The organism is Mesorhizobium sp. LNJC405B00 (genome assembly GCF_000502615.1).
In the GTDB taxonomy this organism is placed as follows: domain Bacteria; phylum Pseudomonadota; class Alphaproteobacteria; order Rhizobiales; family Rhizobiaceae; genus Mesorhizobium.
Window position 1 is genome coordinate 269,937 of the sequence record NZ_AYWC01000007.1, and the last position, 13,336, is coordinate 283,272.

General features: G+C 62.7%; 16 protein-coding genes and 2 pseudogenes. 5 read left to right on the plus strand and 13 right to left on the minus strand.

The features are described 5' to 3' along the window. Nucleotides 1–26 precede the first annotated feature (26 nt). Nucleotides 27–449 (plus strand): DUF4864 domain-containing protein, encoded by a 423-nt coding sequence (locus X756_RS150025; RefSeq protein ID WP_023730151.1) that lies wholly within the window; start codon nt 27–29, stop codon nt 447–449. 7 nt (nt 450–456) lie between these two features. Here the strand turns inward: X756_RS150025 and tgt are convergent, their stop codons facing one another. The 7 genes and pseudogenes from tgt to coaD form a co-directional block, all read right to left on the minus strand. Beyond that, nucleotides 457–1,587 carry a tRNA guanosine(34) transglycosylase Tgt gene (tgt, locus tag X756_RS150020; RefSeq protein WP_023726678.1) on the minus strand — a complete coding sequence of 377 codons (1,131 nt, stop codon included), beginning with the start codon at nt 1,585–1,587 and terminating at the stop codon, nt 457–459. Further along, nucleotides 1,580–1,868: pseudogene (locus X756_RS1000000169910) on the minus strand (hypothetical protein). Before X756_RS1000000169910 ends, tgt begins: the two are co-directional and overlap by 8 nt. Then, nucleotides 1,858–2,946, minus strand: coding sequence for a tRNA preQ1(34) S-adenosylmethionine ribosyltransferase-isomerase QueA (queA, locus tag X756_RS150015; RefSeq protein WP_023730154.1), 1,089 nt, complete (start codon nt 2,944–2,946; stop codon nt 1,858–1,860). Before queA ends, X756_RS1000000169910 begins: the two are co-directional and overlap by 11 nt. Continuing rightward, entirely contained in the window at nt 2,946–3,395 is a 450-nt protein-coding gene (locus X756_RS150010; protein ID WP_023730155.1) for a DMT family transporter, read from the minus strand. The genes queA and X756_RS150010 overlap by 1 nt, the downstream gene beginning before the upstream one ends. A gap of 12 nt (nt 3,396–3,407) precedes the next feature. Next, nucleotides 3,408–3,920, minus strand: a complete 513-nt coding sequence (locus tag X756_RS150005; RefSeq protein ID WP_023730156.1) for a peptidylprolyl isomerase — start codon at nt 3,918–3,920, stop codon at nt 3,408–3,410. Between the two features lie 43 nt (nt 3,921–3,963). After that, complete coding sequence (locus X756_RS150000; protein ID WP_245259922.1) at nt 3,964–4,458, minus strand: peptidylprolyl isomerase; 495 nt, start codon at nt 4,456–4,458, stop codon at nt 3,964–3,966. A 168-nt stretch (nt 4,459–4,626) separates the two neighbouring features. Continuing rightward, complete coding sequence (coaD, locus tag X756_RS149995) at nt 4,627–5,127, minus strand: pantetheine-phosphate adenylyltransferase (protein ID WP_023696507.1); 501 nt, start codon at nt 5,125–5,127, stop codon at nt 4,627–4,629. A 194-nt stretch (nt 5,128–5,321) separates the two neighbouring features. Here coaD and X756_RS1000000167560 point away from each other — a divergent pair, with 194 nt between their 5' ends. Next, nucleotides 5,322–5,468 (plus strand): hypothetical protein, encoded by a 147-nt coding sequence (locus X756_RS1000000167560; RefSeq protein ID WP_023670953.1) that lies wholly within the window; start codon nt 5,322–5,324, stop codon nt 5,466–5,468. 56 nt (nt 5,469–5,524) lie between these two features. On the opposite strand, the gene X756_RS149990 is transcribed toward X756_RS1000000167560, so the two are convergent. Both X756_RS149990 and X756_RS149985 read right to left on the minus strand, forming a co-directional pair. Next, nucleotides 5,525–8,383 (minus strand): DNA gyrase subunit A, encoded by a 2,859-nt coding sequence (locus X756_RS149990; RefSeq protein WP_023730157.1) that lies wholly within the window; start codon nt 8,381–8,383, stop codon nt 5,525–5,527. Between the two features lie 222 nt (nt 8,384–8,605). Beyond that, the gene (locus X756_RS149985) at nt 8,606–9,457 is read right to left on the minus strand and encodes an AraC family transcriptional regulator (protein WP_023730158.1); all 852 of its coding nucleotides are present in this window, start codon (nt 9,455–9,457) and stop codon (nt 8,606–8,608) included. A gap of 87 nt (nt 9,458–9,544) precedes the next feature. Here X756_RS149985 and X756_RS149980 point away from each other — a divergent pair, with 87 nt between their 5' ends. From X756_RS149980 to X756_RS149970, 3 genes are all read left to right on the plus strand, one after another. Continuing rightward, a complete protein-coding gene (locus tag X756_RS149980; RefSeq protein ID WP_023730159.1) occupies nt 9,545–10,123 on the plus strand; it encodes a hypothetical protein in 579 nt (192 codons plus the stop codon). After that, nucleotides 10,116–10,493, plus strand: coding sequence for a VOC family protein (locus X756_RS149975; RefSeq protein ID WP_023730160.1), 378 nt, complete (start codon nt 10,116–10,118; stop codon nt 10,491–10,493). The genes X756_RS149980 and X756_RS149975 overlap by 8 nt, the downstream gene beginning before the upstream one ends. 106 nt (nt 10,494–10,599) lie before the next feature. Next, nucleotides 10,600–11,229, plus strand: coding sequence for a MarC family protein (locus X756_RS149970; protein WP_023670949.1), 630 nt, complete (start codon nt 10,600–10,602; stop codon nt 11,227–11,229). Between the two features lie 41 nt (nt 11,230–11,270). On the opposite strand, the pseudogene X756_RS149965 reads toward X756_RS149970, so the two are convergent. The 4 genes and pseudogenes from X756_RS149965 to X756_RS149950 all read right to left on the minus strand — a co-directional run. Next, nucleotides 11,271–11,693: pseudogene (locus X756_RS149965) on the minus strand (OsmC family protein); the annotation flags it as partial. Nucleotides 11,694–11,715: 22 nt separating this feature from the next. Then, nucleotides 11,716–12,114 (minus strand): DUF2306 domain-containing protein, encoded by a 399-nt coding sequence (locus tag X756_RS149960; RefSeq protein ID WP_023730162.1) that lies wholly within the window; start codon nt 12,112–12,114, stop codon nt 11,716–11,718. Nucleotides 12,115–12,151: 37 nt separating this feature from the next. Then, a complete protein-coding gene (gene ssb, locus X756_RS149955; RefSeq protein ID WP_023670946.1) occupies nt 12,152–12,685 on the minus strand; it encodes a single-stranded DNA-binding protein in 534 nt (177 codons plus the stop codon). Between the two features lie 210 nt (nt 12,686–12,895). Then, nucleotides 12,896–13,297, minus strand: a complete 402-nt coding sequence (locus X756_RS149950; protein WP_023730163.1) for a hypothetical protein — start codon at nt 13,295–13,297, stop codon at nt 12,896–12,898. Nucleotides 13,298–13,336: the final 39 nt, after the last annotated feature.

Here is a 13,336-nt window from a genome sequence, read left to right on the forward strand (position 1 = left end):
TTTGTTGAGGACAATGGAGACAGGCCATGCGCCGCATCGCATTCGCAGTCGTTTCATTGCTGTTCGCGTTGTTCGTGTCGGCAGCCCTTGCCGGCGACGCCGAAGTCAAGGCCGGCCAGGCCGTCATCGATGGTCAGTTGAAGGCGCTCATCGCCAATGATGGCGCCAAGGCGTACAGTTTCGCCGCTCCAAATGTGAAGCGCATCTTTCCGACCGTCGACACCTTCATGAACATGGTGACCAACGGCTATCCGCCGGTGCGCCAGCCGCAGAGCTATTCCTTCGGCAAGGTCGAGCAGATGGGGCCAACTTCGATAATCCAGCAAGTGCTGATCGTCGGACCCGACGGCAAGGACTATGAGGCGGTCTACACGCTGGAACAGCAGCCCGACGGCAGCTTTCAGATCACCGGCTGCAGCTTGCGCGCAGCGAATTCGCTCAGTACCTGAGGCCCGGCTACAGCACCGGAATATCACCCCTCGCCCATGCCTCGGAAATCTCAGCCGTGCGCGCCTCAAAGGCCCGGGCCTCGATCGCGGCGCGAATGTCCTGCATCAGCTTCTGATAGTAGGACAGGTTGTTCCAGGTCAGAAGCATCGCCCCCAGCGCCTCCTGCGAGCGCACGAGATGGTGCAGATAGGCGCGTGAATAGTCGCGTGCGGCCGGGCAGTCGCTCTCCTCATCCAGCGGCCGCGGATCGTCCGCGTGGCGGGCATTCCTGAGATTGACCTTGCCGCGCCTGGTATAGGCCAGGCCATGGCGGCCGGCGCGGGTCGGCATGACGCAGTCGAACATGTCGATGCCGCGCGCCACCGATTTCACGATGTCGTCCGGCGTGCCGACGCCCATGAGATATCGAGGCTTGTCGTCAGGCAATTCCGGACAGGTGATCTCCAGCATATCCAGCATCACCGCTTGCGGTTCGCCGACGGCCAGGCCGCCGACCGCATAGCCCTTCAGCTCCATCGCGCTCAGCGCCTGCGCCGAACGCACCCTGAGAGCTGCGTTGTCGCCACCCTGGACGATGCCGAACATCGCCTTGCCGGGCTGATCGCCGAACGCTGTCTTGCAGCGCTCGGCCCAGCGCAGCGACAGCTCCATCGCGCGCTCGATCTGCTTGAGGTCGGCCGGCAGCGCTGTGCATTCGTCGAGCTGCATCTGGATGTCGGAATCGAGCAGGCCCTGGATCTCGATCGAGCGCTCCGGCGACATCTCGTAGGCAGCGCCGTCAATGTGCGAGCGAAAGGTGACGCCCTTCTCGGTCAATTTTCTGAGCTTCGACAGCGACATGACCTGAAAACCGCCACTGTCGGTCAGGATCGGCTGCGGCCAGCGGGCGAATTCATGCAACCCACCAAGCCGCGCCACGCGCTCGGCGCCAGGGCGCAGCATCAGATGATAGGTATTGCCCAGGATGATGTCGGCGCCGACGCCGCGCACCTGGTCCATATACATGGCCTTGACCGTGCCGCCGGTGCCGACCGGCATGAAGGCCGGCGTGCGGATTTCGCCGCGCGGCATGGTGATGGAACCGCGCCGCGCCTTGCCGTCGGTGGCGAGGATCTTGAAGGTGAATGTCTCAGCCATTGAATTCCTTGTCATGGACAGGCGCGCCTGGCGCCTGCCTGTCGAGCGACTGGCGGTATTGGATGCAGCCGCGCATGAATTTCGGCCATGGCGGCACGGCAATCGATGGATCGGTCTTTTCCGGCAGCAGGTCCCACAGGTTGGGATGATGCCAGCATAAATCATGGCCGGTAGAATCTCGATGCTGGCGAATGCCGGCNCAGACGTGTGCTCTTCCGATCTAATTTCTTCACTTCGGCGATCAGGCTTTCGCGATCAAAGGCCTGCAGGTCATCGTCCATCGCTCATCTCCGCTCGATAAAGCAGGCTTGCATCTCCGTAGGAATAGAACCTGTAATCGTTCCCGATGGCATGAGCATAGGCCGCACGCATCGTATCTAGGCCGCTGAAGGCCGAAACCAGCATGAACAGCGTCGAACGCGGCAGATGGAAATTGGTCATCAGCAGGTCGGCGGTCTTGAACCGATAGCCCGGCGTGATGAAGATGTCGGTCGGGCCGGACCAGGCGGTCAGCGAGCTATCAGGCCGTGCCGCGCTCTCCAGCAGGCGCAGCGAGGTCGTGCCGACAGCGATGATGCGCCCGCCCCGCGCCTTGGCGCCATTCAGAGCGTCGGCTGTTGCTTCGCTGACCGAGCCGGTCTCGGCATGCATCTTGTGGTCAGCGGTGTCGTCCGCCTTGACCGGCAGGAAGGTGCCGGCGCCGACATGCAAGGTCACGAAGCGGCGTTCGATGCCTTTTGCATCCAGCGCGGCAAACAGCTCCGGCGTAAAATGCAGGCCTGCGGTGGGGGCAGCGACTGCGCCCTCCTCCTTGGCATAGATTGTCTGGTAATCCGTCAGGTCGCGTGCGTCGTCGTCGCGCTTGGAGGCGATATAGGGGGGCAGCGGGATGTGGCCGACGGCGCGCAGCGCTTCGTCGAGAAATGGGCCGGAGAGGTCGAAGCCGAGCAACGCCTCGCCGGCGTCGCCCTTCTCGATCACCGTGGCGTCGAGTTGGCCGAGAAAACAGGAATTGCCGTCATGGCCGAAATGGATGCGGTCGCCGGCGGCGACGCGCTTGCCCGGCCGCATGAAGGCCAGCCAGCGGTCAGGCGCCATGCGCATATGCAGCGTGGCGTCGACCTGCGCCTGCGCTTCGCCGCGCCGCCTGATGCCTCTCAACTGGGCAGGAATGACCTTGGTGTCGTTGAAGACCAGCACGTCGCCGGCATTGAGCAAGGACGGCAGGTCGCCAACCGTGCGGTCCGAAAGCGCCTCGCCCGACCTGACCACCAGCATTCTAGCACTGTCGCGCGGCTCGGCCGGGCGAAGCGCGATACGCTCCTCCGGCAAGTCGAAGTCGAAGAGGTCGACGCGCATCAGTAGAGCCGAACGAGCAGCGCTCCGGCCAAGAGCAGCACCGCGCCGGCGATGCGGCCGAGCGAAATCTCGCGCACCGCCACGCCGAGGAAGCCGACGCGGTCGATCAGCATGCCGGCCAGCAACTGGCCGGCAACCAGGAACGCCATCAGCGCGGCTGCACCAATGCGCGGCGTAAGAATGGTCGAGAGCGTGACATAGAAACCGCCGAGCATGCCGCCGGCGATGAACAGCCAGGGCGCCGGCGCCTTCCAGTCGAGCGAGATGTCCTGCAGCCGCACAACGGCGACGGAGATGATGCCGAGCACAACCGCACCCGACAGGAACGAAAACGCCGCCGCCGCGACCGGGAGCCCCAGGCCGCGCGCCAGCTGCGAGTTGATCGGTGCCTGAATGGCGATGAAGGCGCCGGACAGGATGCCGAGCAGCGACCAGACCACGCCCATCATCGTCGTTTGTCCTTACTTGACGTCGGCCGCGACCTTCAGCGACACGATCTTGTCGGGATCGACCACCGGCTCGCCGCGCTTGATCTTGTCGACATTGTCCATGCCTTCGATGACCTGGCCCCAGACCGTGTACTGGCGGTTGAGGAAAGCGGCATCGTCGAAGCAGATGAAGAACTGCGAATTGGCCGAGTTCGGGTTCTGCGAACGGGCCATCGAGCAGGTGCCGCGACCATGGTTGGCGTTGGAGAACTCAGCCTTCAGGTCCGGCTTTTCCGAGCCGCCCATGCCCGCGCGGGAGGGGGCAAAAGTGGGCTTGGTCGAATTGCCGAACTTGACGTCACCGGTCTGCGCCATGAAGCCTTCGATGACGCGGTGGAAAACCACGCCGTCATAGGCGCCTTCGCGGGCCAGTTCCTTGATCCGGGCGACGTGGCCCGGGGCCAGGTCGGGGAACAGTTCAATGACGACCTTGCCCTTGGTCGTTTCCAGGATGAGCGCGTTTTCGCGGTCCTTGATCTCAGCCATGTCGGATATCCTTTATCTCAGAAAACAGAATGATTTGATAGGTTTACTTGTCGGCGGCGATGCGTACCTTGATCATGCGGTCGGGCTCACTGACCGTGCCATTGTCCGCCTCGTTGCCCTTCTTGATCTTGTCCACCAGCTCTATGCCGCTGACGACATTGCCGACGATGGTGTACTGGCCATCGAGGTTCGGCGCCGGCGCGAACATGATGAAGAACTGCGAATTGGCGGAGTTCGGGTCCTGCGAACGGGCCATACCGAGCGTGCCGCGCTTAAAATGTTCGCTCTGCGAGAATTCCGCCGGCAGGTCGGGCAGGTCTGAACCGCCGGTGCCGACGGCCTCGGGGCTGAACCCCTTCTTCATGTTGCCGAACTTGACGTCGCCGGTCTGCGCCATAAAGCCGTTGATGACGCGGTGGAATGCGACATCGTTATAAGCGCCTTCGCGCACCAGCTTCTTGATCTGGGCGACATGCTTGGGTGCCAGGTCGGGGCGTAGCGCGACGGTGACGTCGCCGTTCTTCAAGGTGATGACCATGGTGTTTTCCGGTTCGGCGGCGAAGGCCGAAACGGATGCGGTCACGAGACCGGCAAGCACGACGAGGAACGAGGCGAGCTTTTTCAGCTGCATAAGGGATCTCCGAAGGTCTTTGTTAGGGTGCATGTCGTTGCCCCAAAACCGGCATCCACTTTTGGGCGACATGCACTATTTCGCGAATTTGGCGGTGAGCGCGCCGGCAACGGCGGCCGGTACGAAGGGACGGATGTCTCCGCCCATCGAGGCTATCTGGCGCACAAGTGTGGCGGTAATGGTGCGTACCGATGGACTGGCGGGCAGAAAAACCGTCTGCAGTTCCGGCGCCATGGTCTCGTTCATGCCGGCCATCTGCATCTCGTAATCGAGATCGGTGCCGTCGCGCAGGCCGCGGATCATGATCGAGGCGCCATGCTTGCGGGCCGCGTCGATGACCAGCCCGTCAAAGGCGACGACCTTGATCCGGGCTCCGTCGCGGCCGAATTCGGCGTTCGTCGCGGCCTCGATCAGCTTCACCCGTTCGTCGAAGGAAAACAGCGGCGTCTTGCCGGGATGGGTGCCGATCGCCGCATATACCGTGTCGGCGACAGCCAGCGATGCCTTCAGCACATCGAGATGGCCGTTGGTCAGCGGGTCGAAGGAGCCGGCATAAAGGGCGATGCGATCGGTCATGGGAGGTGCTTCTAGCGGGGCATTGGGCGGAAGGCAAATGCGATTGGGAACATCTGCGTGAACCTTTTCGCAGACATGAACGACAGATGAATGCCTTGATCACGCGGACTTCACGCCGCGTTCGCTAGTTTGCACTTCGGAAGATGAAACCAAAACCCGATCTAACCGTTGGATAGGCGCAGGAGAACACGCACATGCTGATCTACATGCTCGCCACCGCAATGACCGTCGCCATGCTGATCGCCACCGCATTCGGATTGCATAGCGAGGCAGAGCGCGTCCGTGTCCGCACAAAGCGGTTCGAAGGTTTCGGCGCTCGCTGGCCCCACCGTCGCCCCTGATTTATTGCTAGTTTCTTGTTTGCGCCGGCCCATCGGGCCGGCGTTGTTGCTCAAACCTATTCGGTGCTGTCCGGTACGGCATCTCCGGCGCCGGCCTCAATGACACCCTCTTCGACATCCTCGTCGGCCTGCGGCTCCGAAATCCGTTCGACCGAAACCACCTTCTCGCCTTCGGCGGTGTTGAAGATGGTCACGCCCTTGGTGGCGCGGCTGGCGAAACGGATACCGTTGACCGGCACCCGGATGACCGTGCCGCCATCCGAAACCAGCATGATCTGGTCGTCATTGCCGACCGGGAAAGTCGCCACCAGCTGGCCGATCTCGGCCACCTTCGACACGTCGGTGGCGCGGATGCCTTTGCCGCCGCGTCCGGTCAGGCGGAAATCGTAGGATGACGAGCGCTTGCCGTAGCCATATTCGGTCACCGTCAGCACATACTGCTCATGCGCCTTGAGCTCTTCGTAACGGCTGTCGGAAAGCTCGGTCTCCTCGCCAATCTCCTCATTGGTGAGTGCAATCTCTTCTTCCTCGCCGGTCACCTCGGCGGCAAGCCGCCGCTCCAGTGCTGCCCGCTTGAGGTAGGCGGAGCGTTCCGCCGGTGAAGCATCGACATGCTCGATCACCGACATGGAGATGATGCGGTCGGTCTCGGCCATACTTATGCCGCGCACGCCGACCGAATTGCGGCTCTGGAAGACGCGCACATCGCCAACGCGGAAGCGGATGCACTGGCCGGAGCTGGCGGTCAAAAGCACATCGTCATTGTCTGTGCAGGTCTCGACGCCGAGGATCTCGTCGCCCTCCTCCTCCAGCTTCATGGCGATCTTGCCGTTGCGGTTGACCTGGACGAATTCGGACAGCTTGTTGCGGCGCACGGTGCCGCGCGTGGTGGCGAACATGACGTCGAGTTCGCCCCAGCTGGTCTCGTCCTCGGGCAGCGGCATGATGGTGGTGATGCGCTCGCCCTGCTCCAGCGGCAGCATGTTGATCAGCGCCTTGCCGCGCGACTGCGGATTGCCGATTGGCAGCCGCCAGACCTTTTCCTTGTAGACGATGCCGCGCGAGGAGAAGAACAGCACCGGCGTATGCGTGTTGGCCACAAACAGTCGGGTGACGAAATCCTCTTCCTTGGTCGACATACCGGAGCGGCCCTTGCCGCCGCGGCGTTGCGCCCGGTAGAGCGACAGCGGCACGCGCTTGATGTAGCCGGAATGGCTGACGGTGACGACCATGTCCTCGCGCTGGATCAGGTCCTCGTCTTCCATGTCGGCGCCGCCGTCGGTGAGCTCGGTGCGGCGCGGCGTGCCGAACTCGTCGCGCACGGCGGCAAGCTCGTCCTTGACGATCTGTTGGATGCGGGCGCGGGACGACAGAATGTCGAGGTAATCCTTGATCTCGTCGCCGATGGTGTTCAGCTCGTCGGCGATTTCGTCACGGCCGAGCGCGGTCAGGCGCTGCAGGCGCAGTTCGAGGATTGCGCGCGCCTGTTCCTCGGAGAGGTTGTAGGTGCCATCCTCATTGATGCGATGGCGCGGATCGTCGATAAGCAGAATCAATGACTCCACGTCCCCGGAGGGCCAGCGTCGCTCCATCAACTGCTCGCGCGCCGTCTGCGGATCGGGCGCGGTGCGGATCAGCTTGATCACTTCGTCGATGTTGGCGACGGCGATGGCGAGGCCGACCAGCACGTGGGCGCGGTCGCGCGCCTTGCGCAGCAGGAATTTCGTGCGCCGGCTAATCACCTCTTCGCGGAAGCTGACAAACGCCTTCAGCATGTCGGTCAGGTTCATCACTTCCGGCTTGCCGCCGTTCAGCGCCACCATATTGGCGCCGAAGGAGGTCTGCAGCGGCGTGAAGCGGTAAAGCTGGTTGAGAATGACGTCGGCGACAGCGTCGCGCTTCAGCTCGATGACGACGCGGTAGCCCTGGCGGTCGCTTTCGTCGCGAATGTCGGAAATGCCTTCGATGCGCTTGTCGCGCACCAGCTCGGCCATTTTCTCGATCATCGAGGCCTTGTTCACCTGGTACGGGACTTCCGTGATGATGATCGATTCACGGTCGTTTCCGCGCTGTTCGACATTGACCTTGCCGCGCATGACGATGGAGCCACGGCCAGTCGCATAGGCGCTGTAGATGCCGGAACNCTGGGTCGAGGTGATCACCCGCTCGGATTTGCCACGGCCAGTCGCATAGGCGCTGTAGATGCCGGAACGGCCGAGCACGATGCCGCCGGTCGGGAAATCGGGACCCGGAATGATCTCCATCAGCGCCGGCAAATCGATCGCCGGATTGTCGATGATGGCGATGGCGCCGTTGCAGATCTCGGCCAGATTGTGCGGCGGGATGTTGGTGGCCATGCCGACGGCGATGCCGCCGGAACCGTTGACCAGAAGATTGGGGAAGCGGGCCGGCAGCACCTTCGGTTCGGTGTCGGATGCGTCATAAGTCTCCTGGAAATCGACGGTTTCCTTGTCGATGTCCTCCAAGAGTTCATGCGCGACCTTGGTCAGCCGCGATTCGGTGTAGCGCATCGCCGCCGGCGGATCGCCGTCGATGGAGCCGAAATTACCCTGCCCGTCGATCAGCGGAACGCGCAGCGACCAGTCCTGCGCCATGCGCACCAAGGCGTCGTAGATCGAGGCGTCGCCATGCGGATGGTATTTACCCATCACGTCGGCGACCGGGCGGGCCGACTTCACATATTTGCGGTTCCAGTGATAGCCGCTCTCATGCGCCGCATAGAGAATGCGGCGGTGCACCGGCTTCAGGCCGTCGCGCACATCGGGCAGCGCACGGCTGACGATGACGCTCATGGCGTAAGAGAGGTACGAGCTCTGCATCTCCTCGATGATGGAGATGGGCTCGATGCCGGTGGGGCCGCCGTCGGCGCCGCGCGGGGGTTTTTGGTCGGTCAAATCGGATCACAATCTAATCAGGAATCACTGACCGCTTATATAGGAAGCACGGCCGAAACTCCAATATTCGTGGTGCTTTTCCAATGAGGATTTCAGTGGCAAATTCAAATGGATACCTCTGATTGCGACGATTTGGCCATACGCATTCGCCGCCGGCAGGGGCAAAAGCCTGCGAAGGACAGTTTTCCAAGCCAAGAGCTTATCTGGAGGCAGACAGACGCGTCAGCGGGTAGCCACCCGCCGGGCGCGATAGTGGCCAGGCGTCTCACCCATGACGCGCCGGAAACGGCGGTTGAACGTCGACAAATCGTTGAAACCGGCCTCGAAGGCGATTGCCGAGATGGCATCGCCTGACATGCGTAGCCGCACCGCCGCGCGGTGCAGCCGGGTTCTCAGCAGAAACTGATAGGGCGTCATGCCGGCGACCTGCCGGAAAGTGCGCAGGAAATGACACGGGCTGGTCGCCGTCGCGCAGGCAAGCTCGGAAAGCGAGACCGGCCTGTCGGCATTGAGCTCGATCTGCCGCACCGCCTCGGCAACCCGTTTCTGGTCGCGGCGGCTCGGCGGTCGAACGCCAGGCACCGCATCGCTGGCGACGGGCAGTGCTGCGCCGGCAACTGCTAGTGCTGCGCCGGCAATTCGCAGGCCAAGCTCTTCAAAGGCGTCGATGTCGACCATCTCGCGCGCCGCTTCCGCCTCTGCCAGCAGCGATGCCAGCGCCGGCAAAGGCGGCATATGCGGCACGCCGAAGGCGAGCTTGCTCGCGCCGGGCACGTCGCTGGCGATGCGGTCGAGATAGGCCGGAGCGAAGTGGAAGGACAGGCAACGGTCGCCGGCGCCATGCTCATGCCCGCATTCATAGCAGGCGCCGACATTGCCGAGCAGGATCGCGCCCGGCGCCAGCATGGCGGCGCCTTGCCTGGTGCGGTAGCGGAAGGTGCCGCTGGTGACAGCGGCAACGCAGAAGGTGTCGTGCGCCTCCTCGAACGGGCGGTCGCCGGCGCCGGCCGTGCACAGCACGTCACAGACATACCAACCCTGCCCCGATGCCAGGTTTTGTTCGCTCGTCGTCATGGCTTGAAAGATAGCAATTTTTCCCAAGCGCGACAGCCGGTCGGGGCCTATCGCTTGCAGCCTCCTGACATAACGAAGGCAGCAAGTATGATCGGTACATCCTCCTTTGCCGAAGCGCTCCACAGCGACGGCCCCAATCCCGGCCTGGCTGAAAAGCTGGATCTCTACGGCCGCTTCGTCGGCGCCTGGACATTCGATGCCACGCGCCATCTCGAGGACGGCACGGTTCTCACCGGACGCGGCGAGGTGCATTTCGGCTGGGTCCTGGAAGGCAGGGCGATCCAGGATGTATGGATCCTGCCCGCGCGGGATGCCGGCCCCTCGCCCTCGCTCGGCAAATGGACTTTCTATGGCACAACGCTGCGGGCCTATGATCCCGGCTCGGATGCCTGGCACATCTTCTGGAGCGACCCGCGAAACCAATACTACAGCCGCCAGCTTGGTCGCGCCGAAGGCGACACAATTGTGCAGGTCGGCGCCGACGGCACTGGTTCCTCGGTCCGCTGGAGCTTTTCGCGCATCACCAAGGACAGCTTCCGCTGGCTCGGCGAGCGTTCGCACGACGATGGCAAGACATGGCGTCTCGAAGTCGAGTTCCTGGCGCGCCGCGTCGCCCAGGAACTGATGACGCAACATATTGCAAAAAAGGTGAAAAAACATGCTTGACCATGTCTCGATCGACGTCCGCGACACCAATTTTTCGAAGCCCTTCTACGATGCCGCGCTAAAGCCGCTCGGTTATTCCTGCCTCAGCCAGTCGCCAGGGTCACTGGGTTATGGTGCGCAAACCGTGGCGCTGTGGGTGAACGACGCGGAGCGGCCAGTGTCATCGGACGAGAAGTCCGGTCTGCATTTCTGCTTTACCGCGCCGACTAGGCAGAGTGTCGTTGCCTTCCATGCCGCCGCCTTGCGTGCAGGCGGCAGCGACAATGGCGCGCCGGGCCTGCGCGCCGAATATGGCGAGAACTATTACGCTGCCTTCGTCGTCGATGCCGACGGCTATCGCCTGGAGGCCTATTGCAACGCTGCCGCCTAACACTGACGCCGTCTCCGGTATCGCCATGTCAGACGGTTCCCACCGGTCGGGCTTTGCTCTACCACTATGGTGGCGCAGGGGTCCGGCCCGGCGGGAGGGGTCAGCGATGCCGAGTTTCGACAGCCTGTTCAACGCCTTCGTCACCATTCTGGTGACCATCGACCCGCCAGGTCTCGCGCCGCTCTTCCTCGCGGTGACACGCGGCATGAACCGCGAGGAACGTCAGCAGGTTTCGGTGCGCGCCTCGATCATCGGCTTCCTGGTGATGGCGCTGTTTGCGGTGGCGGGGGCGTCCATCCTGTCGGTGTTCGGCATCACGCTGCCGGCTTTCCGCGTCGCCGGCGGGTTTTTGCTGTTCTTCATCGCTTTCGAAATGGTGTTCGAGCGCCGCCAAGATCGCAAGGAGAAGATCGGCGACGTCGCCATCACCAAGGACATGATCCACAACATCGCGGCCTTCCCGCTGGCGATCCCGCTGATCGCCGGCCCCGGTGCGATTTCGGCGACTGTGCTACTGTCGGGCTCTTTTCAGGGTTTTGCAGCACAAGCGGCGCTGGTCGGCATCATCTTCGTCTGCCTTGCCATCACCTATCTGGTGTTCGTGCTGTCGGAGCGCATCGACCGCATCCTCGGCCAGACCGGCCGCTCGATCCTCACCCGCCTGCTCGGCGTCATTCTGGCCGCGCTTGCGGTTCAGTTCGTCGCGGATGGCATCAAGGCGCTTATGGCGGGGTGAACGGCAGCCCCTGCTCCCTGCTCCCTGCTCCCTGCTCCCTGCTCCACCGCCGTATCGACGACCTCGAAATCGTGGGTGATGACAGCCGTCTTGGCCAGCATGGCCGAGGCCGAGCAGTATTTCTCGATCGACAGGTTGATGGCGCGCTGGACCTTGTCGAGCGACAGCGCGTGGCCCGTGACGATGAAATGCATGTGGATGCGGGTGAAGACTTTCGGGTCGGTTTCGGCTCGGTCGGCGTCGAGTTCGACAACACAGTCCTCGATCGCCTCGCGGCCTTTTTCGAGGATGTGGACGACATCATAGGCCGAGCAGCCGCCGGTGTCGATCAGCACCAGTTCCATCGGGCTCGGACACGGCGTCTTGCCTTCCGGCCCGGAGGCGGTTCCCAGCACAACCTTGTGGCCGCTGCCGGACTCGCCGACGAAGGTGCGCTCCTCGACCCATTTGATCCGTGCTTTCACGGCAATCTTCCTTCAGAAAGCGTCACTGGCCGAAGACGACCGTGTGCATGATCCGCCCCGGCAGCAGCGTGAACACGCCGGCGCCGATCAGGGCGAAAACATACAGCGATATCATGACCCTGCGATGTGTGGCGACCCGATGCATATGCGCGTGCCAGACCGCAAGCGGCACGGCGATCAACACTAAAATCGACAAGAGATGGATCGGGCTGAACGGACCGACGAGGCGTATCTGCTGGATCCAGAAACTGGAGATGGCGACGACCATCATCAGCGCCGCCCAGGCATAGCCGACGACACGATGACGCGTCGTGCCTTTCGGCAGCGCCAGTTGCGTAGTGCCAACGGCCAGCGCGGCAAGGGCCGCGAAGGCGTGCCATGGAATGGGAGGGCGCGCCGATAGAAGCGGTCCGAGCGACATCGCACCCTCTCCTCAGATATCGCTGACTATCGTCAGCTCAGAACGGGATTTCGTCGTCCAGTTCGCGCGACGAGCCGCCGCCACCGCCGCCCTTGGAACCGCCGCCACCGCTATTGCCGCCGCGGTTGAAGCTCTCATTGGGGCCAGACTGGCCGAAATCCGAGCCACGGCTCGCGCCGCCGCCGCCGGCATAGTTGCCGACCTGACCGCCGCCCTCGCCGCGAGAATCGAGCATCTGCAGCTCGCCGCGGAATTTCTGCAGCACGACTTCGGTCGTGTACTTGTCGGCGCCGGTCTGGTCTTGCCATTTGCGTGTCTGCAGCTGGCCTTCGACGTAAACCTTCATGCCCTTCTTCAGGTACTGCTCGGCGACCTTGGCGATCTGGTCATTGAAAATGACCACGTTGTGCCATTCGGTCTTTTCCTTGCGCTCGCCGGAGTTCTTGTCGCGCCAGCTTTCCGACGTGGCGATGCGGATGTTGACGACCGGATCACCGGAATTCAGGCGGCGGATTTCAGGGTCCGCGCCGAGGTTACCGACCAGAATGACCTTGTTGACGCTACCCGCCATGACACTTCTCCGTGCTCATCCGAAACAAATTTCAAGTCGTTCACCTTACAGGCCGCGCACAATCCTGGCTTGCCGCGGCTGGCTTTTCCCACAAGGTTTTTGTTCCCTTTTCGTTCCTATACTGTTAACCACGGATTGTCAAGGAATGGCAGCAATCGCCGACGCGGGCGCGTGGATTTAGCTGACACGCAGGGGCGAGAAGCGGTGTCGTCAGCGCCGTTTTTTAGCTGGCCGCAACGGACCGAAAAAGCCGCTCCACTCCATGCCCATGCCATGGGCGCGCTGTGCGATCACGGTTGGCGCCGACATCAGCCCGACTGCAGGTTCAGATTTCAGAGCCGGGTCATTCAGCAATTTCCCGATCGCGCGCCCGTGCCACCACACCTGAGCGACGAGCGCCGCTACCACCGCGATCAGGCCCCAGGTCCCCAATCCTTCGCCGAAGATGTAAATCCCGTATGGCGGCGATAGCGCCGTACCCAGCTTGGCCAACAAGATCACGGCCACGAAACCGATGACGGCGATCGCTCCTATACCGAGTACGAGGCGGCGATAGAGCCTCAGAGCCTCGTTGAGGTTCTCGGCGGACGAAAGATCGACGTTGGAATTCATAAATACTACTCCTGCCTCGCGATGATCGGCCCATCTTGT